Source organism: Pseudomonas sp. LBUM1672 (assembly GCF_059695655.1).
The window spans coordinates 2013259-2035472 of the sequence record NZ_CP166781.1; the positions used below are offsets into that span (position 1 = coordinate 2013259).

At 60.3% G+C, this 22214-nt stretch carries 14 protein-coding genes and 1 other RNA gene; 9 read left to right on the plus strand and 6 right to left on the minus strand.

Annotated elements, in window-relative coordinates:
- Positions 1-23: 23 nt before the first annotated feature.
- From guaD to xdhA, 4 genes are all read right to left on the minus strand, one after another.
- Positions 24-1328 carry a guanine deaminase gene (guaD, locus tag ACA053_RS09110; RefSeq protein WP_497395069.1) on the minus strand — a complete coding sequence of 435 codons (1305 nt, stop codon included), beginning with the start codon at positions 1326-1328 and terminating at the stop codon, positions 24-26.
- 8 nt (positions 1329-1336) lie between these two features.
- The gene (gene xdhC, locus ACA053_RS09115) at positions 1337-2182 is read right to left on the minus strand and encodes a xanthine dehydrogenase accessory protein XdhC (protein ID WP_497395071.1); all 846 of its coding nucleotides are present in this window, start codon (positions 2180-2182) and stop codon (positions 1337-1339) included.
- Between the two features lie 142 nt (positions 2183-2324).
- Positions 2325-4724, minus strand: coding sequence for a xanthine dehydrogenase molybdopterin binding subunit (gene xdhB, locus ACA053_RS09120; protein ID WP_497395073.1), 2400 nt, complete (start codon positions 4722-4724; stop codon positions 2325-2327).
- Positions 4717-6171 (minus strand): xanthine dehydrogenase small subunit, encoded by a 1455-nt coding sequence (gene xdhA, locus ACA053_RS09125; protein ID WP_497395075.1) that lies wholly within the window; start codon positions 6169-6171, stop codon positions 4717-4719. Before xdhA ends, xdhB begins: the two co-directional genes overlap by 8 nt.
- Positions 6172-6437: 266 nt before the next feature.
- Here xdhA and ACA053_RS09130 point away from each other — a divergent pair, with 266 nt between their 5' ends.
- The 6 genes from ACA053_RS09130 to ffs all read left to right on the plus strand — a co-directional run bounded on the left by ACA053_RS09130 (position 6438) and on the right by ffs (position 16077).
- On the plus strand, positions 6438-7097 hold the full coding sequence (locus tag ACA053_RS09130) for a GntR family transcriptional regulator (protein ID WP_109628876.1): 660 nt from the start codon (positions 6438-6440) through the stop codon (positions 7095-7097).
- Positions 7098-7099: 2 nt separating this feature from the next.
- Positions 7100-10588 carry a chromosome segregation protein SMC gene (gene smc, locus ACA053_RS09135; RefSeq protein WP_497395077.1) on the plus strand — a complete coding sequence of 1163 codons (3489 nt, stop codon included), beginning with the start codon at positions 7100-7102 and terminating at the stop codon, positions 10586-10588.
- A 258-nt stretch (positions 10589-10846) separates the two neighbouring features.
- A complete protein-coding gene (gene zipA, locus ACA053_RS09140; RefSeq protein WP_109628880.1) occupies positions 10847-11701 on the plus strand; it encodes a cell division protein ZipA in 855 nt (284 codons plus the stop codon).
- 228 nt (positions 11702-11929) lie between these two features.
- A complete protein-coding gene (gene ligA / locus ACA053_RS09145; protein WP_497395079.1) occupies positions 11930-14287 on the plus strand; it encodes an NAD-dependent DNA ligase LigA in 2358 nt (785 codons plus the stop codon).
- A gap of 228 nt (positions 14288-14515) precedes the next feature.
- Entirely contained in the window at positions 14516-15682 is a 1167-nt protein-coding gene (locus tag ACA053_RS09150) for a zinc-binding metallopeptidase family protein (protein ID WP_497316779.1), read from the plus strand.
- Between the two features lie 298 nt (positions 15683-15980).
- Positions 15981-16077, plus strand: an RNA gene (gene ffs, locus ACA053_RS09155) — signal recognition particle sRNA small type.
- Positions 16078-16255: 178 nt separating this feature from the next.
- Here the strand turns inward: ffs and ACA053_RS09160 are convergent.
- On the minus strand, positions 16256-16570 hold the full coding sequence (locus tag ACA053_RS09160; RefSeq protein WP_109628903.1) for a helix-turn-helix domain-containing protein: 315 nt from the start codon (positions 16568-16570) through the stop codon (positions 16256-16258).
- Positions 16571-16873: 303 nt separating this feature from the next.
- Between ACA053_RS09160 and ACA053_RS09165 the strand changes: the two genes are divergently transcribed.
- Complete coding sequence (locus ACA053_RS09165) at positions 16874-18574, plus strand: putative bifunctional diguanylate cyclase/phosphodiesterase (protein ID WP_497395081.1); 1701 nt, start codon at positions 16874-16876, stop codon at positions 18572-18574.
- 141 nt (positions 18575-18715) lie between these two features.
- On the opposite strand, the gene ACA053_RS09170 is transcribed toward ACA053_RS09165, so the two are convergent.
- Positions 18716-19465 carry a substrate-binding periplasmic protein gene (locus ACA053_RS09170; RefSeq protein ID WP_497316783.1) on the minus strand — a complete coding sequence of 250 codons (750 nt, stop codon included), beginning with the start codon at positions 19463-19465 and terminating at the stop codon, positions 18716-18718.
- Between the two features lie 145 nt (positions 19466-19610).
- On the opposite strand from ACA053_RS09170, the gene dnaX reads away from it, so the two are divergent.
- Positions 19611-21692, plus strand: coding sequence for a DNA polymerase III subunit gamma/tau (dnaX, locus tag ACA053_RS09175; protein WP_497316785.1), 2082 nt, complete (start codon positions 19611-19613; stop codon positions 21690-21692).
- Positions 21693-21758: 66 nt separating this feature from the next.
- Positions 21759-22097, plus strand: a complete 339-nt coding sequence (locus ACA053_RS09180; protein ID WP_109628912.1) for a YbaB/EbfC family nucleoid-associated protein — start codon at positions 21759-21761, stop codon at positions 22095-22097.
- Positions 22098-22214: the final 117 nt, after the last annotated feature.

Here is a 22214-nt window from a genome sequence, read left to right on the forward strand (position 1 = left end):
GGATTTTTTATGCCTGGAAGAACTTACCGCTGATGCACCTGATTCCCCGCCGCATACGTCTGCAACACGGTCCGGTCATCCCCCAGTGTCATCAGCACAAACAACGTCTCGGCAATGTTATTGGCCTGCTTCAAGCGATAACTCAGCAACGGCGTGGCGTTGTAATCCAGCACCAGGAAGTCCGCGTCGGTGCCCGGTTGCAGGGTGCCGATCTTGTCTTCAAGACGCAGCGCACGCGCACCGCCGAGAGTCGCCAGGTACAACGATTTGAACGGGCTCAGTCGAGCACCTTGCAGCTGCATGACTTTGTACGCCTCGTTCAACGTTTGCAGCAGCGAGAAACTGGTGCCGCCGCCGACGTCCGTGCCCAAACCGACATTGAGTTTGTGCTTCTCGGCCATCGGCAGGTTGAACAGGCCACTGCCGAGGAAGAAGTTGGAAGTCGGGCAGAACGCGATCGCCGAACCCGTCTCCGCCAGCCGCGCGCATTCGTCGTCGCACAGGTGCACGCCGTGGGCAAACACCGAGCGCTCGCCCAGCAATTGGTAGTGATCGTAAACGTCCAGGTAGCCCTTGCGCTCGGGGAACAGTTCCTTGACCCACTCGACTTCCTTGAGGTTTTCGCTGATGTGGGTCTGCATGTACAGGTCCGGGTATTCACTCAGCAACTGGCCGGCGAGGGTCAGTTGTTCCGGGGTGCTGGTCGGGGCAAAGCGCGGGGTGACCGCGTAGTGCAAGCGGCCCTTGCCGTGCCAGCGCTCGATCAGCGCCTTGCTTTCGACGTAACTGGATTCGGCGGTGTCGGTCAGGTAGTCCGGTGCGTTGCGGTCCATCATCACCTTGCCGGCGATCATCCGCAGGTCCAGCTGTTCGGCGGCCTCGAAGAACGAATTCACCGATTGCGGGTGCACGCTGCCGAACACCAGGGCCGTGGTGGTGCCGTTGCGCAGCAATTCCTTAATGAAAATGTCCGCGACTTCATCGGCGTGAGCCTTGTCGGCGAACTGGCTTTCGCACGGGAAGGTGTAGGTGTTGAGCCAGTCCAGCAATTGCTCGCCGTAGGCGCCGACCATGCCGGTTTGCGGCAAGTGGATGTGGGTGTCGATGAAACCCGGGGTGATCAGCGCGTCCTGGTAATGAGTGATCTCGATGTCGGCCGGCAGGGTTGGCAGCAATTCGCTGGCGTGGCCGAGGGCACTGATCTGGCCGTTATCGACCACCAGCAGCCCGTCTTCGAAATACTCGTAAGAGGCTTCGATACCCACTTCGGCAGGGTCGGCGATGCTGTGCAGGATGGCGGCGCGGTAGGCTTTGCGAGTCAAAGGCATGTGATTTCTCAACTGGTGGCTTGGCTGCGGCGTGAAGCAGGCAGCAGTTTGGCAATCGATGATCCGGCGCTGGCAGTTTGCTGGCCGAAACTGGCGTTATAGGTGGCGATGATTTCGCCGGCGATGGAGATGGCGATTTCCACAGGCAACTTGCCTTTGACTTCGCCGATGCCCATTGGGCAGCGCATGCGTTGCAGCACGGCGCTGTCGAAACCACGGTCACGCAAGCGGTGTTCGAACTTCACCCGTTTGGTCTTCGAACCGATCAGGCCGAAGTAGGCGAAGTCGTTGCGCTTGAGGATCGCGGCGGTGAGTTCGAGGTCGAGCTGGTGGTTGTGGGTCATGACGATGCAGTAGCTGCCGGCGGGCAGGTTGTCGATTTCATCCACCGGTTCTTCGGCGACGATTTTGCGCACACCGTGAGGGATCTGTTCGGGAAATTGCGCTTCCCGCGAATCGATCCAGCGCACCCGGCAGGGCAGGCTGGCGAGCAGCGGCACCAGCGCCCGGCCGACATGGCCGGCGCCGAACACGGCGATCTGCGCCTGGACCTGGCCCATCGGTTCGAACAGCAACACGGTCACGCCGCCGCAGCACTGGCCCAGGCTGGCGCCGAGGCTGAAGCGCTCCAGGTGCGTGTCTTGTTTGCCGCTGGCCAGCATCTCGCGGCCGATCTGCATGGCCTTGTATTCCAGGTGCCCGCCACCGATGGTGTCGAAGGTCTGGGTGGCGCTGATGACCATTTTCGAACCGGCATTGCGCGGCGTCGAGCCGAGCTCTTCGATGATGGTCACCAAGACGCAGGGTTCACCCTGGGATTGCAGGTCGGCGAGGGCGTCGATCCAGTTGTACATATTTCACCTCTACATCTCTGGTGTCTGTTCGGGCCTCATCGCTGGCAAGCCAGCTCCCACAGTGTTTTGTGGCGTCACAGAATTTGTATTCCACGCAAATCCTGTGGGAGCTGGCTTGCCAGCGATGGCAGCGACTCGGTCTTTAAAGCGAAGCCAACTCGGCTTCAGCCTTGACAGCCTTCGCCGCCTTCAACTGCCGCATCTGCTCACACCCCCACAACACCCGCTCCGGGGTCGCCGGTGCGTCGATCTTCGGTTGATGCTTGTAGTCACCGAGGCTCGCCACGGCATCCTTGATCGCGCACCACGACGCGATGCCGAGCATGAACGGCGGCTCACCCACGGCCTTGGAATGGAACACCGTGTCTTCCGGGTTCTTGCGGTTTTCCACCAGCTTCACCCGCAGGTCCAGCGGCATGTCGGCCACGGCGGGGATCTTGTAGCTGGCCGGACCGTTGGTCATCAGTTTGCCTTTGTTGTTCCACACCAGTTCTTCCATGGTCAGCCAGCCCATGCCCTGGATGAAGCCACCCTCGACCTGGCCGATGTCGATGGCCGGGTTCAGCGAGTCGCCGACGTCGTGGAGGATGTCGGTACGCAGCATTTTGTACTCGCCGGTCAGGGTGTCGATGATCACCTCGCAACAGGCGGCACCGAAGGCGTAGTAGTAGAACGGCCGACCACGCGCCTGGCTGCGGTCGTAGAAAATTTTCGGGGTCTTGTAGAAGCCGGTGCTCGACAGCGACACCTGGGCGAAATACGCCTGCTGGATCAGCGCTTCGAACGTCAGGATGTGATCGCGAACCCGCACATGGCCGTTGTGGAATTCCACATCTTCTTCGCTGACCTTGTACTGGCGCGCGGCGAATTCCACGAGGCGTTTCTTGATGATCTCAGCCGCGTTCTGCGCCGCTTTGCCGTTCAAATCGGCACCACTGGAAGCAGCGGTCGGCGAGGTGTTCGGCACCTTGTCGGTATTGGTGGCGGTGATCTGCACGCGGTCCATTTCCACCTGGAACACTTCGGCCACAACCTGCGCAACCTTGGTGTTCAACCCTTGACCCATTTCCGTGCCGCCATGGTTCAGGTGGATGCTGCCGTCGGTGTACACATGGACGAGCGCACCGGCCTGGTTGAGGAAGCTGGCGGTGAAGGAAATACCGAATTTCACCGGGGTCAGCGCCAGGCCTTTTTTCAGGATCGGGCTGTTCGCGTTGTAACGACGGATCGCTTCGCGGCGCTCGGCGTACTGGCTGCTTTCTTCCAGTTCGGCGGTCATTTCCTCGAGCATGTTGTGCTCGACGGTCTGGTAGTAATGGGTGACGTTGCGCTCGGTCTTGCCGTAGTAGTTGGCCTTGCGCACCGCCAGCGGATCGAGGCCCAGATGACGGGCGATCGCGTCCATCACTTCTTCGATGGCGACCATGCCTTGCGGACCGCCGAAGCCACGGTAAGCGGTGTTAGACGCGGTGTTGGTCTTGCAGCGATGACCATTGATGGTCGCATCGCCCAGGTAGTACGAGTTGTCGGCGTGAAACATTGCGCGGTCGACAATCGAGGCCGAGAGGTCCGGCGAGCAGCCGCAGTTGCCGGCCAGTTCCAGGGCGATACCGTGCAGGCGGCCGGTGCTGTCGAAGCCGACGTCATACTCGACGTAGAAGGGGTGACGCTTGCCGGTCATCAACATGTCTTCGACGCGCGGCAGGCGCATCTTGGTCGGCTGGCCGGTGAGGTGCGCGACCACTGCGCACAGGCATGCCGGGCTCGCGGCCTGGGTTTCCTTGCCACCAAAACCACCGCCCATGCGGCGCATGTCGACGACGATTTTGTTCATCGACACGTCGAGCACTTCAGCGACAAGCTTCTGCACTTCGGTGGGGTTCTGCGTCGAGCAGTAAACGATCATCCCGCCGTCTTCAGTCGGCATCACCGAAGAGATCTGGGTTTCGAGGTAGAAGTGTTCCTGGCCACCGATGTGCAGCGTGCCTTGAATACGATGTTCAGCGGTCGCCAAGGCGCCGGCCGAATCGCCGCGCTGATGGGTGTGGCTGTCGAGCACGAAATGGCGTTTGCGCAACGCTTCGACCACGTCCAGCACCGGCTCGAGATCTTCGTATTCGATGATCGCGGCCATCGCGGCTTTGCGGGCGGTTTCCAGGTCCTTTGCGGCAACGGCGAGCACCGGTTGACCGACGAATTGCACGTCATCAATCGCCAGCAGCGGATCACCCGGTAGCAACGGACCGATGTCTTTCAGTCCCGGCACGTCTTCGTGGGTAATGACGATGCGCACGCCTTCGAAGGCGTAGCAGGGCTGGGTGTCGATGCTGATGATTTTCGCGTGGGCACGGTCCGACAGGCGTGCGTAAAGGTGCAACTGATTGGGAAACTCCAGCCGGTCGTCGATGTACTGCGCCTCACCGGACACATGCTTGGCGGCGCTGTCATGCTTGACGCTGCGGCCGACACCGGTGGTCAGGTCCTTGGCGAACAGTTCAGCCAGTTCGGCCTGGGTCTTCTCTACGGCGTGATGGTTAGACATAAGCGGTCACCCGAGTCTCGATGTGCGGCGTTTGCAGTTCGATGAAGTATTTGCGCAGCAGGTTTTGCGCGCTGAGCAGGCGATACTCCTTGCTGGCGCGGAAGTCCGAGAGCGGCGTGAAATCTTCGGCCAATGCGGCGCAAGCGCGTTCGACGGTGGCGTGGTTGAACGGTGAGCCGAGCAGCACGGTTTCGCAGTTGTTGGCGCGTTTCGGAATCGCGGCCATGCCACCGAACGCCACACGGGCATCGGCGATCACGCCGTTTTCGATGCGCAGATTGAACGCGGCGCAAACCGCGGAAATGTCATCGTCCAGGCGCTTGGAAACCTTGTAGGCGCGGAACAGTTGTTCGGCGCTGGCACGCGGCACGATGATCTTTTCGATGAACTCGCTTTCCTGGCGTGCGGTGACCCGGTAATCGATGAAGTAATCTTCCAGCGCCATCGTCCGGCGGACTTCGCCTTTGCACAAAACGATCTGCGCGCCCAACGCGATCAGCAGGGGAGGCGAGTCACCGATTGGCGAGGCGTTGCCGATATTGCCGCCGAGGGTGCCCTGGTTGCGGATCTGCAAAGAGGCGAAGCGTTGCAGCAATTCGCCGAAGTCCGGGTACTCGGTTTTCAAGGCTTCGTAGCAATCGGAGAGGGCGGTCGCAGCACCGATTTCCAGACGATCGTCGAAGCGATCGATGCGCTTCATTTCAGCAACGTTGCCGACGTAGATCATCACCGGCAACGCGCGATGAAATTGAGTGACTTCCAACGCCAGGTCCGTACCGCCGGCCAGCAGCCGGGCTTGTGGATAAGCGTCGTAGAGGTCGGCCAGATCGGCCACGGTCAGCGGCACCAGGCAGCGCTTGTCGCCACTGTTGAGTTCGCCGATGTCGGTGGGAGCGATGGCTTTCAGGCGGGCGATGGTGTCGGCTTCGCGAGCGTCGAACTGATCCGTTTGCTTGTCGCAGCAGGATTGTTCGGCGGCTGCCAGAATCGGCCGATAGCCAGTGCAGCGGCAGAGATTGCCGGCCAGCGCTTCGTGGGCTTTATGGGCGTCGGGTTGATCGCTGTTCTTTTGCAGCGCGAACAGCGACATCACGAAGCCCGGGGTGCAGAAGCCGCACTGCGAGCCGTGGCACTCGACCATGGCTTTCTGCACGCTGTGCAGTTCGCCCTGGTGCTTGAGGTCTTCGACGCTGATCAGTTGTTTGCCGTGCAATGACGACACGAACGTCAGGCACGAGTTGAGGCTGCGATAGCGAATGTGTTCGCGGCCATCGTCATCCGTTTGCAGCTCGCCGACCACCACGGTGCAGGCGCCGCAGTCGCCGCTGGCGCAGCCTTCTTTGGTGCCGGGTTTGCCCACATGGTCGCGCAGATAATTGAGCACGGTCAGGTTTGGGTCCAGGGCGTGCTCGCTACGGAGTTCCTGGTTAAGTAAAAACTGGATCACGGAAGGCCTCGCAGACTCATTATTGTTGTTAACCGACTTGGACCGAATTTATCAGGTCTGACTTTGCGGTCAATGATTTTCTGACTTAAAGGTCAGGAAACAGTATTTTGTCGATCAACGACTCGTTCCTTCATTATTGACCCTCGCGGGTTAGCCTGCTTTTTGCTTGATTCGTGCCAAAAACCGCTGAGTGGGCACTCCGCCATGACCCTTCATGTGCGCTACACTGCGCCGCTTGTGCAGATCGAAGAATTTGAAGGACACACATGACGTTCAAGGCGCCGGACAGCCTCGCCGAGCAAATCGCCCATCACCTCGCCGAACGCATCATTCGCGGCGAAATGAAGCCGGGAGAGCGCATCCAGGAACAGAAGGTCACGCTGGCCCTCAATGTCAGCCGCGGTTCGGTCCGTGAGGCCTTGCTGATCCTCGAGCGCCGCCACCTGATCGCGATCCTGCCGCGACGCGGTGCCCACGTCACCGAGCTCACCGCCCATAAGGTGCAGAGCCTGTGCACGCTGATGAGCGAGCTCTATATTCTGCTAGGCAATGCCGTGGCCAAAGGCTGGCAGGTCCAGGCCGACATGGCGCCGTTCGTGCAGATCCAGCAGCGCCTGGCCGCCAGCTACGAACGTCAGGACATCCGCACTTTCGTCGACGACAGCTTCAACGTGATGCGCGCCGCGTACCCGTTCGCCAACAACCCGTACTTGCAGGAAACCGTCGAGAACCTGCAGCCGGCCATGAGCCGCGCGTATTTCCTCGCCCTGGACCAGCGCAAGGCGTCGATGAGCGAGTTCCTCGAACTGTTCGAACGCTTGCTCGCGGCCGTGCTGGCTCGTGACTTTCCGCAGATCCGCGAAGTGCTGACGGCCTATGCCCAGCGCAGCAGCGATCTGGTGGTTTCTGCCCTGACGGACGCTTAAGCGTGCGGCTCAAGTGCATAAAACTGGCAGGGTTCAAATCCTTCGTCGACCCGACCACGGTGAACTTCCCGAGCAATATGGCGGCAGTGGTCGGGCCCAATGGCTGCGGCAAGTCGAACATCATCGACGCCGTTCGTTGGGTGATGGGCGAAAGTTCGGCGAAGAACCTCCGTGGCGAGTCGATGACCGACGTCATCTTCAATGGTTCGACCAGCCGTAAGCCGGTGAGCCAGGCGAGTATCGAGCTGGTGTTCGATAACTCCGACGGCACCTTGCTCGGTGAATACGCCGCCTATGCGGAAATTTCCATTCGCCGCAAAGTGACCCGCGACAGCCAGACCACTTACTACCTCAACGGCACCAAATGCCGCCGTCGTGACATCACCGACATTTTCCTCGGCACCGGCCTGGGCCCGCGCAGCTATTCGATCATCGAGCAGGGGATGATCTCCAAGCTGATCGAGTCCAAGCCCGAAGATCTGCGCAACTTCATCGAAGAAGCGGCGGGCATCTCCAAGTACAAGGAACGTCGGCGCGAGACCGAAAACCGTATCCGCCGCACCCATGAAAACCTGGCCCGCCTGACCGACCTGCGCGAAGAGCTCGAGCGTCAGCTTGAGCGTTTGCACCGCCAGGCCGAGGCCGCCAAGAAGTATCAGGAATACAAAGGCGAGGAGCGTCAGCTCAAGGCCCAGCTGTCGGCCCTGCGCTGGCAGGCGTTGAACGAACAGGTCGGGCAGCGCGAAGCGATCATCGGCAATCAGGAAGTCACTTTCGAAGCCTTGGTCGCCGAGCAGCGCAATGCCGATGCGGCTATCGAGCGCTTCCGTGACGGGCACCATGACCTGTCAGAGCGCTTCAATCTGGTGCAGGGACGCTTCTATTCGGTCGGCGGCGACATCGCCCGGGTCGAGCAGAGCATCCAGCACGGTCAGCAGCGCTTGCGGCAATTGCAGGATGATCTGAAAGAAGCCGAGCGCGCGCGCCTGGAAACCGAATCGCACCTGGGCCACGACCGCACCTTGCTGCTGACCCTCGGCGAAGAGCTGGACATGCTCACGCCGGAGCAGGAAGTCACCAGCGCCGCCGCCGAAGAAGCCGCCGCCGCGCTGGAAGAATCCGAGACCACCATGCACGCCTGGCAGGAGCAGTGGGACACGTTCAACCTGACTGCCGCCGAGCCGCGCCGCCAATCCGAAGTTCAGCAGTCTCGCATTCAGCAACTCGAAACCAGCATGGAGCGTCTGGCCGATCGCCAGAAGCGCCTTGGCGAAGAGCGCGCGTTGCTCTCGGCGGACCCGGAAGATGCCGCAATCATGGAACTCAGCGAGCAACTGGCCGCGAGCGAAGCGACGCTTGAAGATTTGCAGGCCAGCGAAGAAGCCCAGGTCGAGCGCCTTGAGCAACTGCGTCAGGAATTGCAGTTGGCTTTGCAAAATCAGCAGCAGGCCCAAGGCGATTTACAGCGCCTTAACGGTCGTCTCGCGTCCCTCGAAGCGTTGCAGCAAGCCGCGCTCGATCCGGGCACCGGCACCGCCGAATGGCTGCGCGAACAGCATCTGGCGGACCGTCCGCGTCTGGCCGAAGGTTTGAAAGTTGAAGCGGGTTGGGAGCTGGCGGTGGAAACCGTGCTCGGCGCCGACCTGCAAGCGGTGCTGGTGGATGACTTCGGCGATTTCGATCTGGCCGGGTTTGCCCAGGGCGATTTGCGTTTGCTCAGCCCGGCCAGCGATGGCGTGCGCGTGCCGGGCAGCCTGCTCGACAAGGTTGAAGCGCAGATCGATCTGTCGCCGTGGCTGGGGCAGGTCAAACCGGTTGAGAACCTTGAACAGGCGTTGGCTTTGCGCAGTCAATTGACTGCCGGCCAGAGCCTGATCAGTCGCGACGGCTTTTGGGTCGGGCGGCACTTTCTACGTGTGCGGCGGGCCAGCGAAGCGGAGAGCGGCGTGCTCGCTCGTGGTCAGGAAATCCAGCGTCTGAGCATCGAGCGTGAAGAGCGCGAAGCCACGGTCGAAACCCTGGAAACCCAGCTGCAAAACCTCAGGGCGCAGCAGCGTCAGCAGGAAAACGGTCGCGAACATTTGCGTCGTTTGCTGCAAGACGAAGCGCGTCAGCAAGGTGAATTGAAAGCCCAGTTGTCTGCCGGCAAAGCCAAGGTCGAGCAGCTGACGTTGCGTCGCACGCGCCTCGATGAAGAACTCACCGAGCTGGCCGAACAACGGGCGCTTGAGCACGAAAACATCGGCGAAGCGCGTCTGCAATTGCAGGAAGCCCTCGACGCCATGGCGCTGGACACCGAGCAGCGTGAGTTGCTGCTGGCCCAACGCGACAGCCTGCGCGAGCGACTTGATCGGGTGCGCCAGGAAGCCCGGCAGCATAAGGATCACGCTCATCAACTGGCGGTACGCCTCGGCTCGCTCAAGGCGCAACATGACTCGACGCGTCAGGCGCTGGAGCGTCTGGAAATGCAGTCCGAGCGCCTGACCGAGAAACGCGAACAGCTGAGCCTCAATCTGGAGGAGGGCGAAGCGCCACTGGAAGAGTTGCGCCTGAAACTCGAAGAGTTGCTCGACAAACGGATGACCGTCGACGAAGAACTCAAGACGGCGCAGATCGCCCTGGAAGACGCCGACCGTGAATTGCGTGACGCGGAAAAGCGCCGCAACCAGGCTGAGCAGCAATCGCAGATGATTCGCGGGCAGATGGAAACCCAGCGCATGGAATGGCAAGCCCTGACCGTGCGCCGCAAAACGCTGGAAGATCAGTTGCTGGAAGACGGCTACGACCTGCATGGCGTGCTCGCCACGCTGACCGCCGAGGCCAGCGAGAAGGACGCCGAAGAAGAACTCGAACGCATTGCCGCGCGTATTCAGCGCCTCGGTGCGATCAACCTGGCCGCCATCGACGAATACCAGCAACAATCCGAGCGTAAACGTTATCTGGATGCGCAGAATGACGATCTGGTGGAAGCACTGGACACCCTCGAGAACGTGATTCGCAAGATCGACAAGGAAACCCGCAACCGCTTCAAGGATACCTTTGATCAGATCAATGGCGGTTTACAGGCTCTTTTCCCAAAAGTTTTCGGTGGAGGGCGCGCGTATTTGGAACTGACGGGCGAAGATCTACTCGATACAGGGGTAACGATCATGGCGCAGCCGCCAGGAAAGAAGAACAGCACCATCCATTTGCTCTCCGGTGGCGAAAAAGCCCTGACCGCATTGGCCCTGGTTTTTGCGATCTTCAAGTTGAATCCGGCGCCGTTCTGCATGCTCGATGAAGTGGATGCACCCCTGGATGACGCTAACGTTGGACGCTACGCACGGTTGGTCAAAGAGATGTCGCAGACGGTGCAGTTCATCTACATCACCCACAACAAGATCGCCATGGAAATGGCTGAACAATTGATGGGTGTGACGATGCACGAACCGGGTTGCTCGCGTCTGGTAGCAGTGGATGTCGAGGAGGCGATGGCGATGGTGGAGGCCTGAGTCGGCGCTTGTAGGGCAAGTATTTTGGGTCTGTAGGACTTTTTTACCTGTCTTGACTTGCTGGCCAATCGACATATTCGCGCAAGCCGGTGTGACAGACGGTGTAAAGTTGCCTTTGGTCGTGCTAGTTTAATGTCAATTTTTCGTATACGTGGGCAAAACGCCTGTCAGAACATAGAGTTGGCGCCACGTTTTAAAGCGGTTTACGAGTTGTAAACCCCTTATTTTTCAGCATTTTTTATAGAGGCACGGGATTACATGGAAATCGGTCTGCGCGAGTGGCTGATCGTCATCGGCATTATTGTCATTGCCGGTATTCTTTTCGATGGCTGGCGTCGCATGCGCGGCGGCAAGGGAAAACTGAAATTCCGTCTTGACCGAAGTTTGTCCAACCTGCCGGACGAGGACACCAGCGCCGAGCTGTTGGGCCCGCCCCGCGTGCTGGATACGCATAAAGAACCACAACTGGACGAGCACGATCTGCCGTCGGTGAGCATGCCTGCACGTGAACCGCGTGAGTCGGGTTCCAAGCGCGGCAAGCGTGGCCACGGCGAACCTTCCCAGGGTGACATGAACCTCAGCCTGGACCTGGACGGCGGCCCGAGCTTCAGCAGCCGTGACGACGATTTCCCGGATGACACCAAGTCCTCGCCTTCGGTCAGCGACAAGGAACAACCGCAAGCCGAAGAAGTGCTGGTGATCAGCGTGATCTGCCGTGACGCAGCCGGCTTCAAGGGCCCGGCGCTGTTGCAGAACATTCTGGAAAGCGGCCTGCGTTTCGGCGAGATGGATATTTTCCACCGCCACGAAAGCATGGCCGGCAACGGTGAAGTCCTGTTCTCCATGGCCAATGCGGTCAAGCCGGGCATCTTCGATCTGGACGACATCGACCACTTCAGCACCCCGGCGGTGAGCTTCTTCCTCGGCCTGCCAGGCCCGCGTCATCCGAAGCAAGCCTTCGACGTGATGGTGGCCGCGGCGCGCAAACTGTCCCAGGAGTTGAACGGCGAACTGAAAGACGACCAGCGCAGCGTGCTGACCGCCCAGACGATTGAGCATTACCGTCAGCGTATCGTTGAGTTCGAACGTCGCGCCCTGACCCAGAAGCGTTGATTCAAAACGAAGCTCTCTATGTCAGGAGAGCTTTTTGTGGCGAGGGAGCTTGCTCCCGCTGGGCTACGAAGCAGCCCCCTTCATTCAGACACACCGCAATCGCTGGCTTTACGACGGCTTCGCCGCCGAGCGGGAGCAAGCTCCCTCGCCACAGAACATGCGTCGTTACGCTATTGTTTAGAAGATTGAGCAGCCTCGGCTGCTCTTTTGCTTTATGAGAGACCACCCATGACCGCCGCCAAAACCCGCATTCTAGAGCTGCGCGCTGAGCTGGACCAGCACAACTACCGTTATCACGTGCTGGACGAGCCGAGCATTCCGGACGTCGAATACGACCGGCTGTTCCACGAGCTCAAGGCCCTCGAAGCGGCCAACCCCGACCTGATCACCAGCGACTCGCCGACCCAGCGCGTCGGCAGCGCGGCGCTGTCGGCGTTCACTCAGGTGCGCCACGAAGTGCCGATGCTCAGCCTCGGCAACGCCTTCGAAGAAACCGACATGCGCGAGTTCGATCGCCGGGTGACTGAAGGCCTCGACCTGCCGGCCGGCGACTTGTTTGGTGGCGGCGCGGCGGTGGAATACAGCTGCGAACCGAAGCTCGATGGCCTGGCGGTCAGCTTGCTGTATCAGGACGGCGTGTTGGTGCGCGGCGCGACACGCGGCGACGGCACCACCGGCGAAGACATCAGTGTCAACGTGCGTACCGTGCGCAATATCCCGCTGAAACTGCAAGGCACCGGCTGGCCGGCGACCCTGGAAGTGCGCGGCGAAGTGTTCATGTCCAAGGCCGGTTTCGAACGCCTTAACGCCACGCAACTGGAAGTCGGCGGCAAGACCTTTGCCAACCCGCGCAACGCGGCGGCCGGCAGCTTGCGCCAGCTGGATTCGAAGATCACTGCCAACCGTCCGCTGGAATTCTGCTGCTACGGCATCGGCCAGATTTCGGCGGACATTGCCGACACGCACATTGGCAATCTCAAGCAGCTCCAGGCGTGGGGCATGCCGATCAGTCGCGAACTGAAACTGGCGCACGGCATCGATGAGTGCCTGGATTACTACCGCGACATCGGTGAGCGCCGTAACGGCCTGGCCTATGAAATCGACGGCGTGGTGTTCAAGGTCAACAGCATCGCGTCCCAGCGTGAACTGGGCTTCCGTGCTCGCGAACCGCGCTGGGCAATTGCCCACAAATTCCCGGCCATGGAGGAGCTCACCGAACTGCTCGACGTGGAATTCCAGGTCGGTCGTACCGGCGCCGTGACGCCTGTGGCGCGCCTGAAACCGGTCAAGGTCGCCGGTGTCACCGTGGCCAATGCGACGTTGCACAACATGGATGAAGTGGCGCGTCTGGGCCTGATGATCGGCGACACCGTGATCATCCGCCGTGCGGGCGACGTGATTCCGCAAGTGGTGCAAGTGGTCATGGAGCGTCGCCCGGACGATGCGCGTCCGGTACAGATTCCGGAGCAGTGCCCGGTTTGCGGCTCGCATGTCGAGCGCACGCAACTGGTCAAGCGCAGCAAGGGGCGCGAGACCGTCAGCGAAGGCGCGGTGTACCGCTGCGTCGGTCGTCTGGCCTGCGGTGCGCAACTCAAGCAGGCGATCATTCACTTCGTCTCCCGCCGCGCGATGGACATTGAAGGCTTGGGCGACAAGAGTGTCGAACAATTGGTCGATGAAGGTCTGGTGAGTTCTCCCGCCGATCTGTATGCCTTGAAGTTCGATGACATTGTCGACCTGGAAGGCTTTGCCGAGCTGTCGAGCAATAAGCTGCTCGCCGCGATCGAAGACAGCAAGACACCGAGCCTGGCACGGTTTATCTACGCCCTCGGGATTCCCGATGTCGGCGAGGAGACGGCCAAGGTGCTGGCGCGCTCTCTTGGCTCGCTGGAGCGGGTTCAGCAGGCGTTGGCGCAAGTGCTCACGTACTTGCCGGATGTCGGCCTGGAAGTGGCTCACGAGATTCACAGCTTCTTTGAAGATGCGCATAACCGGCAGGTGATTGCGGATCTGCTCAAGCACGGTATGCAGATTCAGGATCAGGGCGAGTTGGGTGCCGAGTTTGCCGCCAGCACCACGTTGGGTGGATTCCTCGACAAGCTGCACATTCCATCGGTCGGGCCGGGCGGGGCGCAGAAGCTGGCGGACAAGTTTGGTTCTCTGGAAGGTGTGTTTAGCGCGGACTGGCTGGACATGCGTCAGGCCTTGCCGGAGAAGCAGGCGAATTCGGTTCGCGAGTTTTTCGCGATTGCTGAAAATCGCCAGATTGCTGAGGCTGCCGAAAAGCAGTTGCGCGATTTCGGCATGCACTGGCAGAGCGAGAAAAAAGTCGTCGAAGGCCTGCCGCTGGCGGGCCAGACCTGGGTGTTGACCGGTTCGCTGGAATTGATGAGCCGCGACATCGCCAAGGACAAACTCGAAAGCCTCGGAGCCAAAGTGGCGGGTTCGGTGTCGGCCAAGACTCATTGCGTGGTGGCGGGGCCGGGTGCCGGTTCGAAGCTGACCAAGGCTAACGAATTGGGACTGAAAGTGCTCGATGAAGAAGCGTTCGTCGATTTCCTGAAAAAACACGACATCTCGATCTAACACTGAACTTGTGGTGAGGGGATTTATCCCCGTTCGACGACGAAGTCGTCGCAAGGCCGTTGCCCGCAATCTGTCTGTGATAATGCGGTTGCCGGATCTGGGGTTGCTTCGCAACCCAACGGGGATAAATCCCCTCGCCACAAAAGCAATGCACGCAGGTGTGTTCTCGTGGGAACGATCTTCGCTGGGGAATGATCTAGTCTTGGCAAGCCCCAGGGAGAGATCGTCATGTACCGCTTCTTCGAACAGCTGAGCTCACGCATCGCCGCGCCCTTCGTGGGTGAAAGTTCGCGCAACAGCAAGGTCTGGCATTGCCGCTGCGGGCAGTCGCTGTTCTTTCGCAACAGCCAGTGCCTGGCCTGTTCGGCAGCGTTGGGTTATCAGCCGGAGCAAAGTCGCTTGTCCTCGCTGCAACCAGGCTTGCAAGCGGATACCTGGTTGCTCGACGCCGACCCCGAAGCCGGTTTGTTCCGACGCTGCGCCAACCTCGATTCCCCGGCCGCGTGCAATTGGCTGCTGCCGGCCAATGACCACGATGCGCTGTGCATCGCTTGTAGCCTGAATCGCACCATCCCTGACCTGTCGATTGCCGAAAACCACGAACGCTGGCGCCAGGTCGAAACCGCCAAGCGTCGCCTGGTCGCGCAGTTGATCAGCCTGGGGTTGCAGGTGATCCCCAAAACCGTCGACGAGCAAACCGGTCTGGCCTTCGATTTCATCGGTGTCGACCTTGAAGGCAAACCGCCGACCACGGGTCACGCCAACGGCCTGATCACCCTTGATATCAAGGAAGCCGACGATGCCCACCGTGAAAAGGTCCGGGTGCAAATGCACGAGCCTTATCGCACGCTGCTCGGGCATTTTCGTCATGAGGTCGGTCATTACTACTGGGATCGGCTGATCGCCAACGGTCACTGGCTGGAACCATTTCGCGGGCTGTTCGGCGACGAGCGTGTCAGCTACGCCGACGCCCTCGAACGCCATTACCAGCAAGGCGCGCCGCTCGACTGGCAGCACCAGTGCGTCAGCGCCTACGCCACCATGCATCCGTGGGAAGACTGGGCGGAAACCTGGGCGCATTACCTGCACATGATGGACGCGGTGGACACCGCGCTGGGGTTCGGCATGAGCGCGCGGGAAATGGACTTCGACTACCAGCCGTTTCCGTCCAGCACGCTCTACGATCCACGGCATCCCGGCGGCGCGGCGTTCCTGTCGTTCGTCAACGCATGGATCGAACTGGCCGGCATGCTCAATGAACTGTCGCGCAGCATGGGCCAGCCCGATTTTTACCCGTTCGTCCTGCCGCCGGCAGTGATTGCCAAGCTGCACTTCATCCATCTGGTGATCCAGCAAGAGGGCGGCAGGGCGGATGAAGTGTTGCAAGACCTGTAGCCGCCCGCGTCCGCTTGTAGCAGCTGTCGAGCTTGCGAGGCTGCGTTCGGCTGCGCAGCAGTCGTAAATCCGGTATGCGCGGTTTACCTGAAAAACCAAGTCGCCTGATTTTACGACTGCTTCGCAGCCGAACGCAGCCTCGCAGGCTCGACAGCTGCTACAAGACTGCGGTGTTCTGCAGACTTTGCATGTCCTTGAAGCAGCACATATTTTTTAATCCCCCCGAACGGTTGTAACTTCGTCTCAGATAGGTACAATGGCGCGGCTCGCCGTCAGGTGAGCGTCGTTATGGTGACCCCATCGGTCCCCCCGCAACGATTACCCGTGAACCTGGTCAGATCCGGAAGGAAGCAGCCACAGCGGGAACATTGTGTGCCGGGGTGTGGCTGGTGGGGTTGCCTCCATAACGCACCGCGAGTTCTCTCTCGCGTTATCTATCCAAAAGACTTTTGTTGTGCTGCCATGGCGTTTGTTCCAGGTGGTTTTTTGTCGTTTCCGATTTACAGAATGAACGTAAAAAAGGAGGCCGACGTGTCGTATCAGACACGTCGGCCTCCTTTTTCATTTCCGCCACTAAGGCTTGGACAAGGCCTGGTCAACCGCTGCGATCAGCTTTCCCAGATCCTTCGGGGTGGCTTTGTGGATGACACCGAACAGATATGCCCGCTGTTCCTCTTCATCGCCTAAATCCGCGAAAAAGGCTTTCAGCTTGACGTCCAGCACGTCGGCAAGCAGGAACAAGGCTTCAACGCTGGGGGTATAGGTTCCGGTTTCAAAGCGGCTGATGGTTTTAGGGTCAAAACCGGTTTTTTCGCCGAGTTCAGCCTGAGTAAGCCCCGCGACCTTGCGGTAGCGTCGGATGGCTGGACCCAAACTTGAAATTTGCATCGCTCAATTCCCATTTAGAATCAAGAACTTAACGATAGATTTTTGCATTAGACAACTGCATGATCCATCACCTTGCTTTGCAAAATGTGATGTGTTTCGTAGAATCGCCGCCAATAAGGGGTGATTGGTGACCTGTTTCCCGAAAATGGGCGATGCGAAACCGCCAGCATTGCGCTCCTTTGCGAGCCTTGCACGAGGTTTTTGAGACTAGCTGATCTTCGGTTCTGCGAGTTCATCAAATGCTGGCCATGGAGTGAAAACGTGTTTGCGCAGTCCCACCGCTAGCGACAGCGAGCCTGATTCATGGATGAGAAGTACCGCAGGGCCGTGGATGCCGCCGCCATTTTTTCCGAGACCGACCTGAGCGGCCGGATCACCCACGTCAATGATCAGTTCTGCGCGGTGTCCGGCTATAGCCGCGACGAGTTGCTCGGGCAGAATCATCGTCTCCTCAATTCCGGCGTGCACACCGCGGAGTTCTTCGCCGGCATGTGGCGCACCATCGCGCTGGGCGAAGTCTGGAAAGGCGATATCTGCAATCGCGCCAAGGACGGCAGCCTGTACTGGGTGGAAAGCACCATGGTGCCGGTCCTCGATGACGCCACCGGACGGGTTGATCGATACCTGTCGATTCGTTTCGACATCAGCGAAAAACGCCAGTTGTTGCATTCCCTGCAATGGCGGGTCGGCCATGACGTGCTGACCGGGCTGCCCAATCGCGCATTCCTCTCGGATCTTCTGGATCAGGCGCTGGAGTTTTCCCGGCAGGAAAACATCCCGCTCGCCGTGTGCATGCTCGACCTTGACGGGTTCAAGGCGGTCAACGACGGTTACGGGCACGCCAGTGGCGATCAATTGTTGGTAGAAGTGGCCAAGCGCTTGCGCCAGATCGTGCGCGGCGAAGATGTGGTGGCGCGGCTGGCCGGTGACGAGTTCGTGCTGGTGTTGCGTTACGTGCGGGATCTGCCGGAATTGCGCGCGGCGCTAAACCGGGTGCTGGGGGCGATCTCGGCGCCGTACACCTTGCACGGCAAAGACATCAATGTGTTCGCCAGCATCGGCGTCACGCTGTTTCCCCTCGACCATGAAGATGCCGAAACCTTGCTGCGTCACGCCGATCAGGCCATGTACGTGGCCAAGCAGCGCGGGCGCAACCGATTCCATCTGTTCGATGTGTCCCGGGATCAGGAGGTCAAGGCCACTCACCAGACGGTCGAGCGCGTGCGCCAGGCGCTGGCCGCCGATGAGTTGCGTCTGCATTTCCAGCCCAAGGTCAACATGCGCCTTGGTGTAGTGGTCGGTTTCGAGGCGCTGTTGCGCTGGGAACATCCGCAAAACGGCATGGTGCCGGCCCGGGAGTTCTTGCCGTTTGTGGAAGAGACGGACCTGATCGTCGACATCGGTGAATGGGTGATGGATCAGGTGCTGACGCAGTTGCACCGCTGGCAGCAGGCGGGGCAGGGCTGGCCGATCAGCATTAACATCGCGGCACGGCATTTTCAGCGCGCGGATTTCGTCGATCGGCTCCGGCAAGTCCTCGCCCGGCATACCGAAGTTGCGCCGCAGATGCTCGACCTGGAAATCGTCGAGTCGGTGGCGATCGAAAATATCCAGCACGTCAGCGCCTGTCTGCAGGCCTGTCAGGCGCTCGGGGTGCAGTTTTCACTGGGCGATTTCGGCACCGGCTATTCATCGCTGAGCTACCTCAAGCGTTTGCGCACCCAAACCATCAAGATCGATAAATCCTTTGTGCGCGACATTCTGGATGATCGCGATGACCTGGCGCTGACTACGGCAGTGATCGGACTGGCCCGGGCGTTTGGCCGGCAGGTGATTGCCGAAGGGCTGCAAAGTATCGAGCACGGGGAATTGCTGTTGCGACTGGGGTGTGAAGTGGCTCAAGGCAATTTCATCGCCCGGCCAATGCCGCCCGCCGAAGTGCCGGCGTGGGTCGCCGGGTTTGTCGCGCCGCCGCAATGGCAAGCGATGGATCAGGTTGGCTGAAGTCTTGAGATCACCACTGGACTCATGTGGGAGCGGGCTTGCTCGCGAAAGCGGTGTATCAGTCGACATCAACGCTGAATGACACACCGCTTTCGCGAGCAAGCCCGCTCTCACAGGGGCCCGAGTTGATTAGAAAGATCGCTAAGGCGCACCAGGCTCCGAACCTATATAAAGCCGGATAATGTCATCAATCTCCCCCGACATTTTCATCCGCAGCAACGTGCGCAATATACGTTGCACCGGCACCTTGGGGTCGTTGCGCATGTAGCAACCGACACTCTGTTCCTGCAGCACCGCCACGCCTTTGAGTTGCTTGTCGGGTAACAGGCGTTGATTGAACCAGTCCAGCGTCCATTGATTGCTCACGGCATAGCGATAGCGCCCGGCGTGGAGTTTTTCCAGCACCTGTTCCTGGTTGCGCGCGTCTTCACGGTGCAGTCGGTCGGTATCGAACAGCGGTTGCAACGTTGGGTAGCTGTAGCCGAGTACGGTGCCGACGGCTTGTCGCGACAGGTTTGCAGGCACTACCGAGGGCAGCGGATCTTGCCGGCTGATCAGCATGTCGCGCTGAAACCAGAGCGGAATGCTCCAGATGTAGTCGCCGGACTGATTCGGCAGCCAGGACTGCGCGGCATAGCAGCGCACGTCGACCTCACCGTGTTCCATGGCGCCTTGCACCCGCGCCCGCGGCAGCACGTGAAATTCGGCCGGCACGCCGACCTGGGTGGCAAGGCTGAGCATCACGTCATACAGGATGCCCTGGGTTACACGCCCGCGCTCCAGTTGCACCATCGGCATCGCCCAACTGTCGGGCACCACGAAACGCAGCGGCGCTTCAGCGGCGGCGACGTTCAGGCTTATCCACAGCAGTGCCCCTAAGGCAAAACGCATAAACGCTCCGGTACGTCGCAAACCTGAGCCGATAAAAGCCCCCCCAAAGTGCATCTTAGCCAGATTAGACGAGCGCACCGGATGCAATTTTGGCCTTGCTCCGCTAGCATTAGCCGCTTCTGTTCCTTAGTTGCGACGGTTTTCGATGAGTTATCAGGTTCTTGCACGTAAATGGCGTCCGCGCTCGTTCCGCGAAATGGTCGGCCAGACCCATGTGCTCAAGGCTCTGATCAATGCCTTGGACAGCCAGCGGCTGCACCACGCCTACCTGTTCACCGGGACGCGCGGGGTCGGCAAGACCACCATCGCGCGCATCATCGCCAAATGCCTGAACTGTGAAACAGGTATCACTTCGACGCCTTGCGGCGAGTGCTCGGTGTGCCGTGAAATCGATGAGGGCCGCTTTGTCGACCTGATCGAGATCGACGCCGCGAGCCGGACCAAGGTCGAGGACACCCGCGAACTGCTCGACAACGTGCAGTACGCGCCGAGCCGCGGGCGCTTCAAGGTCTACCTGATCGACGAAGTGCACATGCTCTCCAGCCATTCCTTCAATGCGCTGTTGAAAACCCTTGAAGAGCCGCCGCCCTACGTCAAGTTCATCCTGGCGACGACTGACCCGCAGAAACTTCCTGCAACCATTCTGTCGCGGTGCCTGCAGTTCTCCTTGAAGAACATGACCCCGGAACGTGTGGTTGAGCATTTGACCCACGTGCTGGGCGTCGAGAACGTGCCGTTCGAAGACGATGCATTGTGGCTGCTGGGCCGCGCCGCCGACGGTTCGATGCGTGACGCCATGAGCCTGACCGACCAGGCCATCGCCTTCGGTGAAGGCAAGGTCATGGCCGCCGACGTGCGGGCCATGCTCGGCACGCTTGATCACGGTCAGGTCTACGACGTTCTGCATTCGCTGATCGAAGGCGACGCCAAAGCCTTGCTCGAAGCCGTTCGTCACTTGGCCGAACAAGGCCCGGACTGGAACGGCGTGCTCTCGGAAATTCTCAACGTGCTGCACCGTGTCGCCATCGCCCAGGCCTTGCCTGAAGGCGTCGACAACGGTCACGGCGACCGCGATCGGGTGCTGGCCCTGGCTCAAGCCTTGCCGGCCGAAGACGTGCAGTTTTATTACCAGATGGGCCTGATCGGTCGGCGCGATTTGCCGCTGGCGCCGGACCCGCGTGGTGGCTTCGAGATGGTCCTGCTGCGAATGCTCGCGTTCCGACCGGCGGACACGGCCGACGCCCCGAGGCAACCGCTAAAGCCAGTGGGGATCAGCCAGGCCACAGTTGATTCCGCAAATTCAGTGGCTGCCGCGCCGGTTGTGGCGCCGGTAGTCGCTGTGGCAGTTGCACCCGTTGTGCCCGCGCCTGAACCCGTTGCGGCGGCGGTTGCTGCTCCAGCGCCTGAGCCGGTTGCGCCCGTTGTCGTGACCGAGCCCGTGGTCGAGCCTGTCGCGGTTGAAGCGGTGGTCGACTTGCCGTGGAATGACCCGGTTGAGCCCGAACCCGTCCAGCAACCCGCCGTCGAGCCGGTCCTGGAAACTGCCAGCGAACAACCCGATCTACCGCCCATGCCGTTGCCGACGCCTGACAGCGTGGTGCCGGACGCGCCGGAGTGGGCCGCTGCGCCGATCCCGGAGCCGTCAGTGGCCGAAGTCGATGCCGCCACCCCGGGCGTGGACCTGGATGACGAGCCGCCGCTGGACGAAGACTACATCGAGCCGGACATGGATTCGGCCTACAGTTACCTTGATGAACTGGCCAGTGAACACACCGCCGAACCCGCGCCGGAAGCCGAGCCTGAGCCGGCCGCCATGCCCGCCACCGGTCTGGCCCTGCAATGGCTGGAGCTGTTCCCGAAACTGCCTATCTCCGGCATGACCGGCAGCATCGCCGCCAACTGCACCCTGATCGCCGTCGATGGCGACAATTGGCTGATGCACCTGGACCCGGCCCACAGCGCCTTGTTCAACGCGACCCAGCAACGCCGTCTCAACGATGCGTTGAACCAGTTTCACGGGCGTACGCTGACCCTGACCATGGAGCTGATCAAGCCTGAGCAGGAAACCCCGGCCCAGGCCGCGTCCCGTCGTCGTGCGAACCGTCAGCGCGAGGCCGAGGAGTCGATCCACGGTGATCCGTTCATCCAGCAAATGATGCAGCAGTTCGGTGCGGTGGTCCGCAACGATACTATTGAACCTGTCGAAGCCCTGGTCAGTCAGGGCTAATAACTGAAGGCGCTAGGCCCTTAGGGCCGGGCGCTGTTTAATCCAAGTACTTTTGAGGTGATTCCCATGATGAAAGGTGGCATGGCCGGCCTGATGAAGCAGGCACAGCAGATGCAGGAAAAAATGGCCAAGATGCAGGAAGAACTGGCCAACGCCGAAGTCACCGGTAAAGCCGGCGGCGATATGGTCACCGTGGTGATGACCGGTCGTCACGACGTCAAGCGCGTGACCATCGACCCAAGCCTGGTTGAAGGCCTGAGCGAAGACGACAAAGAGATGCTGGAGGCCGTGTTCGCCGCCGCCGTCAACGACGCCGTGCGCAAGATCGAAGCCAACAGCCAGGACAAAATGGGCAACATGACCGCTGGCATGCAACTGCCACCGGGTATGAAACTGCCGTTCTGATTCGCCAAAGCGCGTCGGATGAGCTACAAAAAAATGCCAGGCATCGCGCCTGGCATTTTTGTTTTTGCCTGGCGGCGCGAAGCGGCCCCGCTCTTTAGCTGAAAAGAAGGGGGCCGG